General features: G+C 39.4%; 20 protein-coding genes. All 20 read left to right on the top strand.

The window, feature by feature from the left end; translation table 11 throughout:
- The first annotated feature begins 79 nt into the window (after positions 1–79).
- Positions 80–2,158, top strand: a complete 2,079-nt coding sequence (gene fusA / locus MHB40_RS24515; RefSeq protein ID WP_205446165.1) for an elongation factor G — start codon at positions 80–82, stop codon at positions 2,156–2,158.
- Positions 2,159–2,294: 136 nt separating this feature from the next.
- Positions 2,295–3,482 carry an elongation factor Tu gene (gene tuf / locus MHB40_RS24510; protein ID WP_004233614.1) on the top strand — a complete coding sequence of 396 codons (1,188 nt, stop codon included), beginning with the start codon at positions 2,295–2,297 and terminating at the stop codon, positions 3,480–3,482.
- 155 nt (positions 3,483–3,637) lie between these two features.
- Positions 3,638–4,327, top strand: coding sequence for a response regulator transcription factor (locus MHB40_RS24505; RefSeq protein ID WP_279381316.1), 690 nt, complete (start codon positions 3,638–3,640; stop codon positions 4,325–4,327).
- Between the two features lie 5 nt (positions 4,328–4,332).
- Entirely contained in the window at positions 4,333–5,352 is a 1,020-nt protein-coding gene (locus MHB40_RS24500) for a sensor histidine kinase (protein ID WP_205446164.1), read from the top strand.
- A gap of 96 nt (positions 5,353–5,448) precedes the next feature.
- Entirely contained in the window at positions 5,449–6,210 is a 762-nt protein-coding gene (locus MHB40_RS24495; protein WP_016995265.1) for an ABC transporter ATP-binding protein, read from the top strand.
- Positions 6,200–8,179 carry an ABC transporter permease gene (locus MHB40_RS24490; RefSeq protein ID WP_342533603.1) on the top strand — a complete coding sequence of 660 codons (1,980 nt, stop codon included), beginning with the start codon at positions 6,200–6,202 and terminating at the stop codon, positions 8,177–8,179. The genes MHB40_RS24495 and MHB40_RS24490 overlap by 11 nt, the downstream gene beginning before the upstream one ends.
- Positions 8,180–8,338: 159 nt before the next feature.
- On the top strand, positions 8,339–9,649 hold the full coding sequence (locus MHB40_RS24485) for a Na+/H+ antiporter NhaC family protein (RefSeq protein ID WP_342533602.1): 1,311 nt from the start codon (positions 8,339–8,341) through the stop codon (positions 9,647–9,649).
- A 354-nt stretch (positions 9,650–10,003) separates the two neighbouring features.
- Positions 10,004–10,312 carry a 30S ribosomal protein S10 gene (gene rpsJ, locus MHB40_RS24480; RefSeq protein ID WP_004233624.1) on the top strand — a complete coding sequence of 103 codons (309 nt, stop codon included), beginning with the start codon at positions 10,004–10,006 and terminating at the stop codon, positions 10,310–10,312.
- Positions 10,313–10,358: 46 nt separating this feature from the next.
- Positions 10,359–10,988: a 50S ribosomal protein L3 gene (rplC, locus tag MHB40_RS24475; RefSeq protein ID WP_205446161.1), complete on the top strand. Its 630-nt coding sequence runs from the start codon at positions 10,359–10,361 to the stop codon at positions 10,986–10,988.
- Between the two features lie 26 nt (positions 10,989–11,014).
- Positions 11,015–11,638: a 50S ribosomal protein L4 gene (gene rplD / locus MHB40_RS24470; protein ID WP_012296062.1), complete on the top strand. Its 624-nt coding sequence runs from the start codon at positions 11,015–11,017 to the stop codon at positions 11,636–11,638.
- Positions 11,638–11,922 (top strand): 50S ribosomal protein L23, encoded by a 285-nt coding sequence (gene rplW / locus MHB40_RS24465; RefSeq protein WP_036124663.1) that lies wholly within the window; start codon positions 11,638–11,640, stop codon positions 11,920–11,922. The genes rplD and rplW overlap by 1 nt, the downstream gene beginning before the upstream one ends.
- A gap of 48 nt (positions 11,923–11,970) precedes the next feature.
- Positions 11,971–12,801, top strand: a complete 831-nt coding sequence (gene rplB / locus MHB40_RS24460; RefSeq protein WP_036124661.1) for a 50S ribosomal protein L2 — start codon at positions 11,971–11,973, stop codon at positions 12,799–12,801.
- Between the two features lie 60 nt (positions 12,802–12,861).
- A complete protein-coding gene (gene rpsS, locus MHB40_RS24455) occupies positions 12,862–13,140 on the top strand; it encodes a 30S ribosomal protein S19 (protein ID WP_008181911.1) in 279 nt (92 codons plus the stop codon).
- Between the two features lie 22 nt (positions 13,141–13,162).
- Entirely contained in the window at positions 13,163–13,507 is a 345-nt protein-coding gene (gene rplV, locus MHB40_RS24450; RefSeq protein ID WP_004233639.1) for a 50S ribosomal protein L22, read from the top strand.
- 3 nt (positions 13,508–13,510) lie between these two features.
- On the top strand, positions 13,511–14,164 hold the full coding sequence (gene rpsC, locus MHB40_RS24445; RefSeq protein WP_025116438.1) for a 30S ribosomal protein S3: 654 nt from the start codon (positions 13,511–13,513) through the stop codon (positions 14,162–14,164).
- 1 nt (position 14,165) lies between these two features.
- Positions 14,166–14,600, top strand: coding sequence for a 50S ribosomal protein L16 (gene rplP, locus MHB40_RS24440; RefSeq protein ID WP_025116437.1), 435 nt, complete (start codon positions 14,166–14,168; stop codon positions 14,598–14,600).
- The gene (gene rpmC, locus MHB40_RS24435) at positions 14,590–14,790 is read left to right on the top strand and encodes a 50S ribosomal protein L29 (RefSeq protein ID WP_004233646.1); all 201 of its coding nucleotides are present in this window, start codon (positions 14,590–14,592) and stop codon (positions 14,788–14,790) included. Before rplP ends, rpmC begins: the two co-directional genes overlap by 11 nt.
- An 18-nt stretch (positions 14,791–14,808) precedes the next feature.
- Entirely contained in the window at positions 14,809–15,072 is a 264-nt protein-coding gene (gene rpsQ / locus MHB40_RS24430; protein WP_008181723.1) for a 30S ribosomal protein S17, read from the top strand.
- 42 nt (positions 15,073–15,114) lie between these two features.
- Complete coding sequence (gene rplN, locus MHB40_RS24425) at positions 15,115–15,483, top strand: 50S ribosomal protein L14 (RefSeq protein ID WP_004233650.1); 369 nt, start codon at positions 15,115–15,117, stop codon at positions 15,481–15,483.
- 35 nt (positions 15,484–15,518) lie between these two features.
- A complete protein-coding gene (rplX, locus tag MHB40_RS24420; RefSeq protein ID WP_004233652.1) occupies positions 15,519–15,827 on the top strand; it encodes a 50S ribosomal protein L24 in 309 nt (102 codons plus the stop codon).
- The last annotated feature ends 2 nt before the right edge of the window (positions 15,828–15,829 follow it).

Below are 15,829 nucleotides of genomic sequence, written 5' to 3'. Positions count from 1 at the left end.
TTAGCCTATGTGTTAGCTAACAGGCTAACACAAGGTCTCTTATACAGTCTTTACCCCAATATGGAAGGAGAAATTTCCTATGAAACGCGAATTCTCACTTGAGAATACTCGTAATATTGGGATCATGGCTCACATTGATGCTGGTAAAACAACAACAACTGAGCGTATCCTTTATTACACTGGTAAGATTCACAAAATCGGTGAAACTCATGAAGGCGCTTCTCAAATGGACTGGATGGAGCAAGAGCAAGAACGTGGTATTACAATCACTTCTGCTGCAACAACAGCCCAATGGGCAGGCCACCGTGTAAACATCATTGATACTCCTGGACACGTAGACTTCACTGTAGAAGTTGAACGTTCATTACGCGTACTTGACGGTGCTGTTACAGTACTAGATGCTCAATCTGGTGTTGAGCCTCAAACTGAAACTGTATGGCGTCAAGCTACAACTTATGGTGTTCCACGTATTGTATTCATTAATAAAATGGATAAAACAGGAGCAGATTTCTTATATTCTGTAGGAACTCTACATGACCGTTTACAAGCAAACGCTCACCCTATCCAATTACCTATCGGAGCTGAAGATCAGTTCTCTGCAATCATCGACCTAGTTGAGATGAAAGCTACTTTCTATGGCGACGAAAAAGGTACAGCAGTAACTGAAGGAGAAATTCCTGAAGAATACCGCGAACAAGCTGAAGAATACCGTGAAAAACTAATCGATGCTGTTGCAAGTGTTGATGAAGAAATCATGGAAAAATATTTAGAAGGCGAAGAAATTACTGTTGCGGAACTTAAAGCGGCAATCCGTCGTGCTACAATCGCAGTAGAATTCTACCCAGTAATCTGTGGTACAGCATTCAAACACAAAGGCGTACGTCCAATGTTAAATGCTGTTATCGATTACTTACCATCTCCAGTTGATGTACCAGCAATCAAAGGTACTTCAGTAGATGGTGACGAAGAGTTAGAACGTAAATCTTCTGATGAAGAGCCATTCTCAGCTCTTGCATTCAAAGTTATGACTGACCCATTCGTAGGTAAATTAACTTTCTTCCGTGTGTACTCTGGAACATTAGATTCAGGTTCATACGTGCAAAACTCTTCTAAAGGTAAACGTGAGCGTGTAGGTCGTATCCTACAAATGCACGCTAACTCTCGTGAAGAGATTTCAAAAGTATTTGCTGGGGACATCGCAGCAGCAGTAGGTCTTAAAGACACTACTACTGGTGATACTCTTTGTGACGAGAAGAACCTAGTTATTCTTGAATCAATGGAGTTCCCTGAGCCAGTAATTTCTCTTTCTGTAGAACCAAAATCAAAAGCTGACCAAGATAAAATGGGTCAAGCTTTACAAAAACTTCAAGAAGAGGATCCAACTTTCCGTGCTCATACTGACACAGAAACTGGACAAACAATCATCTCAGGTATGGGTGAACTTCACCTTGATATCTTAGTTGACCGTATGCGCCGTGAATTTAAAGTAGAAGCTAACGTAGGTGCTCCAATGGTATCTTACCGTGAAACATTCCGTAGCTCTGCAAAAGTTCAAGGTAAATTCACTCGCCAATCTGGTGGTCGTGGACAATACGGAGACGTAACGATTGAGTTCTCTCCAAATGAAGAAGGTAAAGGATTTGAATTCGAAAACGCTATCGTTGGTGGTGTAATACCTCGTGAATACATCCCTGCAGTTGAAGCAGGTCTTCGTGACTCTCTTGACCGCGGTGTAGTAGCTGGTTACCCTCTAATCGACATTAAAGCGAAATTAGTATTCGGTTCTTACCATGACGTTGACTCGAATGAGATGGCGTTCAAAATTGCTGCATCTATGGCTCTTAAAGAAGCTTCGAAACTATGTGACGCTGTTATCTTAGAACCAATGATGAAAGTAGAAGTTGTAATTCCAGAAGAATACCTTGGCGATATTATGGGTAACATTACTTCTCGTCGCGGACGCGTTGAGGGTATGGATGCTCGTGGTAACTCACAAGTTGTTCGTGCAATGGTTCCTTTAGCAGAAATGTTTGGTTATGCAACAACACTTCGTTCTGCAACACAAGGTCGTGGTGTATTCTCAATGACATTCGATCATTATGAAGAAGTACCAAAATCAATTGCTGCTGAAATCATCAAAAAAAATAAAGGTGAATAATTGAATTTTCATCTTGCATAAAGTATAACTAATTTGTAAGCTATGATTGCAGGATAGGGGATGGGCCCGTTCTCTGTCGGCATTCATTCTATAAATTTCAAAAATAAAACATATAATTTTGAGGAGGCAATCTCTAATGGCTAAAGAAAAATTTGACCGTTCTAAAACGCATGCTAACATTGGTACAATCGGACACGTTGACCATGGTAAAACTACTTTAACTGCTGCAATCGCTACAGTTCTTTCTAAAAAAATGGGTGGTACAGCTAAATCATACGCTGACATCGATAACGCTCCAGAAGAAAAAGAGCGTGGTATCACAATCAACACTTCTCACGTAGAATATGAAACAGAAACTCGTCACTATGCACACGTTGACTGCCCAGGACACGCTGACTATGTTAAAAACATGATCACTGGTGCTGCACAAATGGACGGCGGTATCTTAGTAGTATCTGCTGCTGATGGCCCAATGCCACAAACTCGTGAGCACATCCTTTTATCTCGTCAAGTAGGTGTTCCATACTTAGTAGTATTCATGAACAAATGTGATATGGTTGATGACGAAGAATTATTAGAATTAGTAGAAATGGAAATCCGTGATCTACTATCTGAATATGACTTCCCAGGTGACGATATTCCTGTAATTAAAGGTTCTGCTCTTAAAGCTCTTGAAGGTGAACCAGAATGGGAAGAAAAAATCGTTGAATTAATGGACGCTGTAGATTCTTACATCCCAACTCCAGAACGTCAAACTGACAAACCATTCATGATGCCAGTAGAGGACGTATTCTCTATCACTGGTCGTGGTACAGTTGCAACTGGCCGTGTTGAACGTGGTCAAGTTAAAGTTGGTGACGTAGTTGAAATCATCGGTATCGCTGAGGAAGCAAAATCTACTACTGTAACTGGTGTAGAAATGTTCCGTAAATTATTAGACTATGCTGAAGCTGGTGACAACATCGGTGCTTTACTACGTGGTGTTGCTCGTGAAGAAATCCAACGTGGTCAAGTATTAGCTAAACCAGGTTCAATTACTCCACACACTAACTTCAAAGCTGAAGTTTACGTTTTATCAAAAGAAGAGGGTGGCCGTCATACTCCATTCTTCTCTAACTACCGTCCTCAGTTCTACTTCCGTACAACTGACGTAACAGGTATCTGTAACTTACCAGAAGGCGTTGAAATGGTAATGCCTGGTGATAACATCGAAATGACAGTTGAACTTATCGCTCCAATCGCTCTTGAAGAAGGTACTAAATTCTCTATCCGTGAGGGTGGCCGTACTGTAGGCGCTGGCGTAGTTGCTTCTATCCAAAAATAATTTTAGCTTTCGCTAATTTTCAAACCAATCTGTAGGGACGCTTACAGATTGGTTTTTTGTGTTAAAATAAGGGAAATTAAATGGTTTTAAATAGTGTATGTATACATAATAGCTAGCATGTCATCTAGGATAAATAAAGGAGAGGAGAATTGAATATGGACATGAAAATTTTGCTCATTGAAGATGATCCATCAATTTTTAATATGATTCAAGAACGTTTTGCACAATGGTCATTACAAGTGGTTGGTCCAAAAAACTTTCAAAAGGTGATGGATGATTTTATAGAGGAGAAACCACATCTTGTGCTGATTGATATTCAATTACCTGCCTATGATGGCTTTCATTGGTGTCGAGAAATTCGTCATTTATCCAAAGTACCCATCCTATTTCTCTCTTCTCGAGACCATCCAATGGATATGGTGATGGCTATGCAAATGGGAGCAGATGATTTTATACAAAAGCCATTCCATATGGAAGTGCTACTTGCGAAAGCACAGGCGATTTTACGAAGAACCTATGACTATGTTGAAGAGAAAATGGACGTTACACGTTTTAATAGTGCCGTTATTGATTATACAAGAAGTGAAATTATGTTTGATGGAGCCACTGCTTCCTTAACGAAAAATGAGCTTTTCATTTTACGAATTTTAGTAGAACAGGTTAATCAGATTGTTTCAAGAGACGAATTAATGAGAAAGCTTTGGGATGATGAACGTTTTGTTAATGATAATACTTTGTCGGTAAATGTTAATCGATTACGTACAAAACTAGAGGATATTGGTTTACCCGAAGTGATTCTAACAAAAAAAGGACTTGGATATATGGCAGTCAGCCAGGGGACGTGAAAAACATGCTATTATTATTTATAAGAGAACGCTTTGCATGGATCGGTTATTTCATTTTCATTTTTACACTTCTAAATGTACTATTTTCTTTAGATGTTGGTTTAAATAGTATTTCAATATGGTATGTAAACATTAGTTTGCTTGTTAGTTTTACGCTCTTTTTTATCTGGCGTTATGTCACTGAAGTTGGGAAATTAAAAGATTTCCTGGGAAATATGGACGGCTACCACCTTGATGAAGCACATAAAAATCGACTCGTTTTAACTCCTTTTCAGGAAGCAAGCTTTCGAAAAATAGAAAGTGTCTTTTATGAGAAGAACATGGAGTTAAATCAAGCTAAAGTGCTGCTACAAGAGTATTCAGATGAGTTGTTGGCTTGGGTTCATGAAGTAAAGGCCCCTTTAACAACTATTAATTTGTTGTTAGAGCATGTTGAGGATATATCATTGCGTCGAAAATTAGAGAATGAATGGCTGAGACTACATCTTTTAGTCGATCAACAGCTACATCAAACAAGATTAGCCTCTATTGAAAAGGACAACTATTTAAATGAGGTTGAGCTGAAACCGATTGTCTATAAAGAAATTAGGGGTATGCAGGCTTGGTGTATTGAAAAAGGCATTGGCTTTGAAGTCGCTGAGCTTACAGAGACAGTTCTGACTGATGGCAAGTGGCTAGCGTTTATTGTTCGACAAATTCTCTCGAATGCCATAAAGTATAGTCCAGCAAATTCTGAGGTCACAATTTTTACTGAACATGACCCAACAGGTGCGACATTATTACATATAAAAGATGTAGGTTTAGGTATTCCTTTAGAGGATTTACCTCGAATTTTTCAAAAATCATATACGGGAACAGCAGGAAGAGAATCCTCACAATCTACAGGTATGGGTCTTTATTTGGCATCTAATGTAGCTCGAAAAATCGGTGTTCGTATTTATGTTCAATCGAATGTTGGAGAAGGCTCATTATTTACACTACGTTTTCCCTTACAAAATGAATATGTCAAACTAACAGGTAGATGACGAAATTGTCACCTACCTTTTTATATTGTCATGTAAAACGCACGAATGATTAGATGTGTCAGGGTACACTTGTACTATAGAAAGGGGCGTTATCAAGTGACAGTTTTAATTGGTCGTAAAATAAAGAAAGTGTACGGAAAAAAATCAACGGCTCAAGAGGTATTAAAGGGTATTGATTTAGAAGTGAATAAAGGTGAATTTGTAGGCATTATGGGCCCTTCTGGCTCAGGTAAAACCACGCTTTTAAATGTCTTATGCTCAATTGACTTTGCGACAGAAGGTGTTATTGAGATAAACGGTCACAGTTTACGTGGTATGAAAGAAAAAGCTTTAGCAAACTTCCGACGAGAGCAGTTGGGATTCATATTTCAAGACTATAACTTACTAGATACCCTCACAGTAAAGGAAAATATCCTTCTGCCATTAGCTATCAGTAAGTTACCGAAAGCTGTTGCGGAAAGTCGAGTGAAGGAGCTCACTTCTTTGCTTGGAATCACGGAAATTTTAAATAAATACCCCAACGAAATATCAGGTGGACAAAAGCAGCGTACCTCTGCTGCACGCGCACTTATTACCAATCCATCATTGGTATTTGCAGACGAACCCACTGGTGCATTAGATTCTAAATCAGCCACAGCCCTTCTTCAAAATCTACAAAATATTAATGAAACAAAAGAGGCAACAATTATGATGGTTACACATGATGCTGTAGCTGCAAGCTTCTGTACACGTGTTTTATTTCTAAAGGATGGGCTTATCTATAGTGAACTTTATAAGGGCGATAAAACAAGGCAGGCCTTTTTCCAAGAAATTATGCATACACAAAGTGTGCTAGGCGGTGACGGGTATGAGTCTTAGTAAGCTAGTGCTTCAAAGTATGAAGAAAAATATGAAGCACTACTATCTGTATTTCTTTGCACTTATTTTTAGTGTTACATTATATTTTTCTTTTGTCACATTGCAAAATAATTCTGAAGTGTGGGCTGCTGTTCAAATGAGTGGAACAGCTGCGGCAGGATTTAAAGCAGCCACTTATATTCTCTATTTTATCGTTTTGTTCTTCGTTCTGTATGCAAATCATTTATTTATGAAGCGTCGAAGTAAGGAAATAGGCTTGTATCAATTGATTGGTATGACTAAGGGGCTAATCGTGCGGTTATTAGCGATTGAAAACATCCTCTTATTTGTTGGAGCCGTTATTATAGGTATGTTGGCTGGCTTCTTTAGCTCTCGTGTGTTTGCCATGATTTTGCTACGTGTACTTGAAAAAGAGGCTCTTGTAACCATGACCTTTAGTACACAAGCTTTACAGCAGTCGATGATTGTATTTGCTATTTTATTGATCATCGTTCTTATACAGATGGCCTGGATGATTCATCGCGTTTCATTGTTATCACTATTTAGCGCAGCAAAACAAGCAGATGAGCGTGTGAGACGTTTTAGTGCATTACAGATGGTTATTGGCTTTATGGGTCTTATACTGATTGTTTATGGCTACTATGCGTCTACAAAGCTGTTTGATATCGAATCTGCTGGTAATTTATTTATTAATATGATTATTATTTTAGCTACTACAATAGGTGGAACATTCCTTGTTTTTCGTTTCTCTGTAGCATTTATTATGAATACTATTCGCTTAAAGAAAAAAGGGCATCTATCCATCCAAGATGTATTAGCATTAACACCCATAATGCACCGCATGAAGAGCAATGCAAAGTCATTAACGCTGATCACCGTGTTAACGGGCGTTTCTCTAGGTGTGACGACGCTGTCCTATATTGCCTACTATTCCTCAGAGGCATCTGCATATAGCCAAGTACCTGGTGATTTCATATTGCTTGAAGAGCAGGGGCATTCATTCTTAGAGAAGTTAGAGGAAAATAACATTGCCTATAATAAAATAGACTATCGTTTGCAGGGAGTAACTGCTTCTGTAGGTCAATTGTTGTCTAAAAAGCAGCAGGATAACCCTTTATATACGATGGAGGGGACAATCTATACCATTCCCCTTTCTGATTATCAGCAAAGTGTTCCAGAAGCCAAGTTATCGGGCAACGAGGTTATCCTAACAAACTATGGTGGTTATATGGCTGAGATGTTCCCGTTAGAGAAAGATCATGATTTAGTAGTATCTGCAGGAGAACTTGAAGAAACATTTCATGTCGTTGATGTTCATGATAAGAGTGTGATAAGTGGTATTGTAACGGCTGGGGGCGGGGGACCTATCTTTGTTGTGACAGATGATATGTTTAAAAGTTTAACTACGCAAGCAGCGCTTTATCCTTGGCATCATCAAACGACGATTACTTTAAAATCGAATGAAGATATAGCAGCAGCAGAGAAATTATATATTCAATCAAATGCAGGCATTATTATGGCTGTAGATGATAAGGGGAAAACACAGCAATATACACAATCATCCTACGAAGGAAAACGTAAAGACAATATTGAATCATTAGGTCTTACAATATTTACAACAGCATTTTTAGGTTTAGCATTCTTAATGACAACAGGTAGTATTCTATACTTTAAACAAATGTCTGAGGCAGAGGAAGAACGTGGTTCCTATACAATCCTCCGAAAGATTGGATTTGCCGAAAAAGATATCATGAAGGGTATTTATATGAAGCAAGCCTTTAATTTCGGAGTTCCATTAGTTATTGGGTTATTGCATAGCTACTTTGCTGTTAAGTCAGGGTGGTTTTTATTCGGGACAGAGTTAACAGCTCCCTTGTGGATTGCGATGTGCTGTTATATAGCCTTATATACGATTTTTGCGATTCTTTCGGTAGGCTATTATAAAAAAGTTGTACGTGAATCGTTGTAATATTATATAAGTAGAAATTCGAAAACAGTGTGGTGTTTATACATTACACTGTTTTTTAGTGCAAAAAATATTGAAATCGCAAAAAGCCTTGACTTTCAATTATCAGAATAATAAAGTTTAACATGTTAGTAATTTAGTGTATGAAAGCAGAGTGTAACAATGAATGCAGTAATTGCGGCAGTCGCCGTTATGTTAATATTAAGCTTACTTCGTATCAATGTCGTTCTTTCCTTAGTTTTAGGCGCCTTTGTAGGTGGTCTTACAAGTGGGATGGGTATTGAGTCAACCGTTCAATCATTTACAGAAGGATTAGGAGCAGGGGCAACCATTGCATTAAGTTATGGCCTACTTGGGGGCTTTGCGATCGCAATAGCCAAAACAGGAATACCCGAATTAATGATAGCTGGGATGTTAAAGATTTTAAATGGTGAAAGTAATAGAAAAGGTCTAGTGAAGGTATTAATATTTTTCCTTATTTTTGTGATGTCTATTTTATCTCAAAATGTCATTCCTATTCATATTGCCTTTATTCCATTATTAATTCCTCCCATTTTAAAGATTTTAAATATGTTAGAAGTCGATCGACGTATAATTGCAACGTTAATTGCAGTAGGTTTAATTGGTACTTATAGTTTTGTGCCTGCTGGTTTTGGAGCAATCTTTCAAGATATCGTTGCTACACAAGTGTCAGAAGCAGGAATGGCCGTATCTTCACGTGATGTACCTGCAGCAATGGGGATTCCTGTATTCGGAATGCTAATTGGATTGATAATGGCCTTTGTTGTATACCGCAAGCCAAGGCATTATAAGCATAGTGAAGTGGAGACGGAATCTTTAAATGTAAATGTCAGCAAATTTATGATGTTTTCGACGGCGCTTGCATTAGTGGTATCACTATGCGCTCAAGTGTTAACAGATTCAATGATTGTGGGTTCGTTTGCAGGTATTATGATTATGTATTTTACAGGTGCACTTAAATGGAAAGAAGCCGATGATATTCTTTCTGAAGGAATGAAGATGATGGCCTTTATTGGCTTTGTTATGATTGCTGCAAATGGTTTTGCAGCGGTTATAAATGCAACAGGTGATGTGGATAGCTTAATTACAAGCTCGATCACCCTACTAGAGGGAAATAGAAGTCTCGCTGTCTTCATCATGTTAGTAATAGGACTAGTTGTGACGATGGGGATTGGTTCATCTTTCGCAACGGTGCCTATCATTGCAACGCTATTTGTTCCGTTAGCACAAGGTTTAGACATGAGTCCTTTAGCGATTCTATGCTTAATCGGTACAGCGGGTGCTTTAGGAGATGCGGGTTCTCCAGCATCCGATTCTACATTAGGACCAACAGCTGGGCTAAATGTAGACGGCCAGCATCATCATATTTGGGATACCTGTGTTCCGACATTTATCTTCATTAACATACCACTAATCCTGTTTGGCTGGATTGCCTGTGTGTTCTTTCTATAACAAAGAGGTGGTTTCTATAAAGATAGAAACTACTTTTCTTTTTTTGAGTTATTTGAAATGTGCGAAAATGTTGATATGACAACCTTTAGTGTTGCAATATGTAGAGAAATTTTATATACTAATAAACGGCTTAATAAAGCGAAGAAGTAGTAGTATTAAGAATATCTACAACATTTAAAAGAATTTAGCGAAAAGACTTGCTTATTCTTTTTTTATTGTATATAATGTTGAATGTTGGTCTTTGACTGCGATGAAACGAGAGGTTGCCGACACACCCGGCCGCTTTGCCATGGCGGTGTGTGGGAAAATTTTCGTGGAGAATGTCTAGAAAATAGGCGAGAAGGAGGGAAAATAATGGCAAAACAAAAGATTCGTATTCGTTTAAAAGCGTATGATCACCGTATTTTAGATCAGTCTGCTGAGAAAATTGTGGAAACTGCAAAACGTTCAGGTGCAAGTGTATCAGGTCCGATTCCACTTCCAACTGAGAAGTCTGTGTACACAATTCTTCGTGCGGTTCACAAGTACAAAGATTCTCGTGAACAATTCGAAATGCGTACGCATAAACGTCTGATCGATATCGTTAACCCAACACCACAAACTGTTGATGCGTTAATGAAACTTGATTTACCATCTGGCGTTGATATCGAAATCAAACTTTAATGGTAAAAATAATATAACTTTTCAAAATTTACAGGAGGTGTGACAAATGGCTAAAGGAATCTTAGGTAGAAAAATTGGTATGACACAAGTTTTCGCTGAAAACGGCGATTTAATCCCGGTAACAGTTATCGAAGCTACGCCAAACGTAGTTCTTCAAAAGAAAACTGTTGAAACAGACGGCTACGAAGCAATTCAAGTTGGTTTCGAAGACAAGCGCGTTAAGCTTTCTAACAAACCTCAACAAGGTCACGTAGCAAAAGCGAACACTGCTCCTAAGCGCTTCATTCGTGAATTCCGCAACGTGAACGTTGGAGAATACGAAGTTGGTCAAGAAGTCAAAGTAGAAATTTTCGCAGAAGGCGATGTAATTGATGTAACTGGTGTTACTAAAGGTAAAGGTTTCCAAGGTGTAATTAAACGCCACGGACAATCTCGTGGTCCTATGGCCCACGGTTCTCGTTACCACCGTCGTCCTGGTTCAATGGGTCCAGTTGCTCCGAACCGCGTATTCAAACAAAAGAAATTACCTGGTCAAATGGGTGGCAATGTAGTTACAATCCAAAACTTAGAAATCGTGAAAGTTGATGCGGAGCGTAACTTACTACTTGTTAAAGGTAATGTTCCTGGTTCTAAAAAAGCTCTAGTTACAGTTAAATCTGCAATTAAAGCTAAGTAATCACTTAAGGAAAGGAGGAAACAGGAATGACAAAAGTATCTGTACTTAGTCAAACAGGTGCTTCAGTTGGTGAAATCGAATTAAACGATGCGATCTTCGGAATCGAGCCAAATGAAGCAGTATTATTCGACGCAGTAGTAGCTCAACGTGCTTCTCTTCGTCAAGGTAATCACAAGGTTAAAAACCGTTCTGAGGTTGCTGGTGGTGGTCGTAAACCATGGCGTCAAAAAGGAACTGGTCGTGCTCGTCAAGGTTCTATCCGTTCTCCACAATGGCGCGGCGGTGGTATCGTATTCGGTCCTACTCCACGTAGCTATTCTTATAAATTACCTAAAAAAGTTCGCCGCTTAGCTCTTAAATCTGCTTTATCAGCTAAAGTAGTAGAACAAAACTTCTTAGTTCTTGATGCTCTAACTCTAGCAGCACCAAAAACAAAAGAATTCACAAAAATTCTTAAAGATCTTTCTTTAGAGAAAAAATCTTTATTCGTAACTGCTGACCTAGATGAAAACGTAGCATTATCTGCTCGTAACATCCCAGGTGTAACAGTTTTAACTGCAAATGGAATCAATGTTCTTGATCTATTAGGTCATGAAAAAGTTGTATTCACTAAATCTGCAGTAGAAAAAGTTGAGGAGGTGCTTGGATAATGGAAGCACGTGATATTTTAAAACGTCCGGTCATTACTGAGCGTTCTTCAGAACTTATGGCAGAGAAAAAGTATACTTTCGAAGTAGACACTCGCGCTAACAAAACTCAAGTAAAAGACGCTGTAGAAGAAATCTTTGGCGTAAAAGTTGAGAAAGTAAACGTTCTTAACTACAAAGGTAAATTCAAGCGCGTTGGCCGTTACGGTGGTTACACTAACAAACGTCGTAAAGCGATTGTTAAATTAACTGCTGATAGCAAAGAAATTGAATTATTCGAAGTGTAATCCTTAATGGATTTATGATTTGAACACTCAAGAAGGAGGGAAAACACAATGGCGATTAAAAAGTATAAACCTACCTCTAATGGTCGTCGTAACATGACGTCATTAGACTTTGCGGAAATTACAACTAACAAGCCTGAGAAATCATTGCTTGAACCAACTAAACGCAAAGCTGGTCGTAACAACCAAGGTAAAATCACTGTTCGTCATCATGGTGGTGGTCATAAGAAGCAATACCGTGTTATCGATTTCAAACGTGTTAAAGATGGCATTCCGGCAAAAGTTGCTACTATTGAATATGATCCAAACCGTTCTGCGAATATCGCATTAATCAACTACGCTGATGGAGCAAAAGCTTACATCTTAGCACCAAAAGGTCTAGAGGTTGGTCAAACAATCGTTTCTGGTCCAGATGCTGATATTAAAGTAGGTAATGCATTACCATTAGCAAACATTCCAATGGGTACTACAATCCATAACATCGAGTTAAAACCTGGTAAAGGTGGACAATTAGTACGTTCAGCTGGTACTTCTGCTCAAGTACTTGGTCGTGAAGATAAGTACGTAATCGTTCGTCTTCAATCTGGTGAAGTACGTTTAGTGTTAGCTACTTGCCGCGCTACAATCGGTCAAGTTGGTAACGAACAACACGAACTTGTACACATCGGTAAAGCAGGTCGTAGCCGTTGGTTAGGTAAACGCCCAGAAGTTCGTGGTTCTGTAATGAACCCTAACGATCACCCACACGGTGGTGGTGAAGGACGTTCTCCAATCGGACGTAAATCACCAATGACTCCTTGGGGTAAACCAGCACTTGGTTACAAAACTCGTAAGAAGAAAAACAAATCGGATAAATTTATCATCCGTAGTCGTAAAAAATAAAGTGGTTAAACTACGGTTCTATGTGAGAGCCGTGGTGGAATCACGGAGGGAGGTTCCTACATGGGTCGCAGCTTGAAAAAAGGACCTTTTGTTGATGACCACTTAATGAAAAAAGTGGAAGTACAAGAGGCTTCTGAGAAAAAACAAGTTATCAAAACTTGGTCACGCCGTTCTACAATCTTCCCGAACTTCATCGGTTTAACGATTGCTGTATATGATGGACGTAAACATGTTCCTGTATACGTAACAGAAGATATGGTAGGCCATAAACTTGGTGAGTTCGCACCGACACGTACTTACAAAGGTCACGGTGCAGACGACAAGAAAACAAGACGCTAATTTTGAGAGGAGGTAAATCCTAATGACACAAGCTAAAGCTATCGCTCGTACAGTACGCATTGCTCCTCGCAAAGTACGTCTAGTTGTAGACTTAATCCGAGGTAAGCAAGTTGGTGAAGCAGTTGCAATTTTACGTCATACTCCAAAAGCGGCGTCTCCAGTCGTTGAGAAAGTATTAAAATCTGCAGTTGCTAATGCTGAGCACAACTACGATCTTGACATCAACTCTTTAGTAGTTTCTGAAGTGTTCGTTGATGAAGGTCCAACTTTAAAACGTTTCCGTCCACGTGCGCAAGGACGTGCAAGCGCAATTAACAAACGCACAAGCCACATCACTCTAGTGGTATCTGAGAAGAAGGAGGGTTAATCCGTGGGTCAAAAAGTACATCCAATAGGACTGCGCGTTGGTATTATTCGTGACTGGGAGTCAAAATGGTACGCTGAAAAAGACTATGCAACTCTACTTCACGAAGACATCAAAGTGCGTAAATATATTGAAACGGCTCTTAAAGACGCTTCTGTTTCTAAAGTAGAAATCGAACGTGCTGCGAACCGTGTAAACATTACAATTCACACTGCGAAACCAGGTATGGTAATCGGTAAAGGTGGTACGGAAGTTGAAAACCTTCGTAAATACCTTAGCGAGTTAACTGGTAAACGTGTACACATCAACATCATTGAAATTAAACGTGCAGATCTTGACGCTCGTCTAGTAGCTGAAAACATCGCTCGTCAATTAGAAAACCGTGTATCATTCCGTCGTGCGCAAAAGCAAGCGATCCAACGCACAATCCGCGCTGGTGCAAAAGGAATTAAAACACAAGTATCTGGTCGTTTAGGTGGCGCTGATATCGCGCGTGCTGAACACTATAGTGAAGGAACTGTTCCACTTCATACTCTACGTGCTGACATTGACTATGCACACGCAGAAGCTGACACTACTTACGGTAAATTAGGCGTTAAAGTATGGATCTACCGTGGTGAAGTTCTTCCTACGAAGAAATCTGTGGAAGGAGGCAAATAATATGTTATTGCCTAAACGCGTAAAATACCGTCGTGAACACCGCGGCAACATGCGTGGCGAAGCGAAAGGCGGCAAAGAAGTATCATTCGGCGAGTGGGGCCTACAAGCTCAAACTGCTAGCTGGATTACTAACCGTCAAATCGAATCTGCCCGTATCGCGATGACTCGTTACATGAAACGTGGCGGTAAAGTTTGGATTAAAATCTTCCCACACAAACCTTACACTAAAAAACCTCTAGAAGTCCGCATGGGTTCTGGTAAAGGTTCTCCTGAAGGTTGGGTAGCAGTAGTAAAACCAGGAAAAATTATGTTCGAAATTGCTGGTGTATCTGAAGAGATTGCACGTGAAGCACTTCGTTTAGCATCACATAAGCTTCCTGTTAAATGTAAGATCGTAAAACGTCAAGAAACTGGTGGTGAATCTAATGAAAGCTAATGAAATCCGTGACCTTGCCACTTCTGAAATTGAATTAAAAGTGAAATCACTGAAAGAAGAGCTTTTCAACCTTCGCTTCCAATTGGCGACTGGTCAATTAGAAAACACAGCTCGTATTCGTGAAGTGCGTAAAGCAATCGCGCGTATGAAAACTGTTATTCGTGAAAGAGAAATCAGTGCAAATAACTGATAAAGGAGGTTTTCAAGTATGACTGAGCGTAATCAACGCAAAGTTTACACGGGCCGCGTAGTTTCAGATAAAATGGACAAAACTGTTACTGTTTTAGTTGAAACTCACAAAAAGCACAAGCTTTACGGTAAACGTGTAAAATACTCTAAAAAGTTTAAAGCTCATGATGAGCAAAACCAAGCGAAAATCGGTGATATCGTACGTATCATGGAGACTCGCCCGCTATCAGCTACTAAACGTTTCCGTCTAGTTGAAGTTGTAGAAAAAGCGGTTATTATTTAATAACTATTTCGGAACAACCATTTCCGAAGGGAGGTAACCTAAGTGATCCAACAAGAAAGTCGTATGAAAGTTGCTGACAACTCAGGTGCACGTGAAGTTCTTACAATTAAAGTGCTTGGTGGCTCTGGCCGTAAAACTGCTAACATCGGTGATATCGTTGTTTGTACAGTTAAGAAAGCAACACCAGGTGGCGTTGTCAAGAAGGGTGACGTTGTTAAAGCTGTTATCGTTCGTACTAAATCAGGCGTACGTCGTAAAGACGGAACGTACATCAAATTTGATGAAAATGCTTGTGTAATTATTCGTGATGATAAATCACCACGCGGAACTCGTATTTTCGGACCTGTTGCACGTGAATTACGTGACAGCAACTTCATGAAAATCGTTTCTCTAGCTCCAGAAGTTCTTTAATTTCATGATAGTGCCAATCAAGGAGGTGCGACAGCATGCATGTAAAAAAAGGTGACAAGGTTAAGGTTATCACTGGTAAGGACAAAGGCAAAGAAGGAGTAATCCTAGCTGCTTTCCCTAAACAAGATCGCGTTCTTGTTGAAGGTGTGAATATCGTGAAAAAGCACGTTAAACCTAACCAATTGAATCCACAAGGTGGGATTGTAAGCCAAGAGGCTGCAATTCACGTTTCGAACGTAATGCTAATCGATCCTAAATCTGGCGAGCCGACTCGTGTAGGTTATAAAATCGAAAACGGTAAAAAAGTTCGTGTTGCAAAAAAATCAGGTGCAGTAATCGACTAATT

Origin of the sequence: Lysinibacillus sp. FSL K6-0057, assembly GCF_038630885.1 — a bacterium.
In the GTDB taxonomy this organism is placed as follows: domain Bacteria; phylum Bacillota; class Bacilli; order Bacillales_A; family Planococcaceae; genus Lysinibacillus; species Lysinibacillus fusiformis_F.
The sequence above is the reverse complement of the archived record's forward strand: the minus strand, read 5'-3'. Positions and strand labels throughout refer to the sequence as shown.

Coding starts and splice junctions, on each gene's coding strand:
- MHB40_RS24500 (WP_205446164.1), top strand. CDS start 4,333: ATGCTATTATTATTTATAAGAGAACGCTTTGCATGGATCGGTTATTTC.
- rplC (WP_205446161.1), top strand. CDS start 10,359: ATGGCTAAAGGAATCTTAGGTAGAAAAATTGGTATGACACAAGTTTTC.
- rplW (WP_036124663.1), top strand. CDS start 11,638: ATGGAAGCACGTGATATTTTAAAACGTCCGGTCATTACTGAGCGTTCT.
- rplX (WP_004233652.1), top strand. CDS start 15,519: ATGCATGTAAAAAAAGGTGACAAGGTTAAGGTTATCACTGGTAAGGAC.
- rplD (WP_012296062.1), top strand. CDS start 11,015: ATGACAAAAGTATCTGTACTTAGTCAAACAGGTGCTTCAGTTGGTGAA.
- MHB40_RS24485 (WP_342533602.1), top strand. CDS start 8,339: ATGAATGCAGTAATTGCGGCAGTCGCCGTTATGTTAATATTAAGCTTA.
- fusA (WP_205446165.1), top strand. CDS start 80: ATGAAACGCGAATTCTCACTTGAGAATACTCGTAATATTGGGATCATG.
- MHB40_RS24490 (WP_342533603.1), top strand. CDS start 6,200: ATGAGTCTTAGTAAGCTAGTGCTTCAAAGTATGAAGAAAAATATGAAG.
- rpsJ (WP_004233624.1), top strand. CDS start 10,004: ATGGCAAAACAAAAGATTCGTATTCGTTTAAAAGCGTATGATCACCGT.
- rplP (WP_025116437.1), top strand. CDS start 14,166: ATGTTATTGCCTAAACGCGTAAAATACCGTCGTGAACACCGCGGCAAC.
- rplV (WP_004233639.1), top strand. CDS start 13,163: ATGACACAAGCTAAAGCTATCGCTCGTACAGTACGCATTGCTCCTCGC.
- rpsS (WP_008181911.1), top strand. CDS start 12,862: ATGGGTCGCAGCTTGAAAAAAGGACCTTTTGTTGATGACCACTTAATG.
- rpsQ (WP_008181723.1), top strand. CDS start 14,809: ATGACTGAGCGTAATCAACGCAAAGTTTACACGGGCCGCGTAGTTTCA.
- rpmC (WP_004233646.1), top strand. CDS start 14,590: ATGAAAGCTAATGAAATCCGTGACCTTGCCACTTCTGAAATTGAATTA.
- MHB40_RS24505 (WP_279381316.1), top strand. CDS start 3,638: ATGGACATGAAAATTTTGCTCATTGAAGATGATCCATCAATTTTTAAT.
- tuf (WP_004233614.1), top strand. CDS start 2,295: ATGGCTAAAGAAAAATTTGACCGTTCTAAAACGCATGCTAACATTGGT.
- rplB (WP_036124661.1), top strand. CDS start 11,971: ATGGCGATTAAAAAGTATAAACCTACCTCTAATGGTCGTCGTAACATG.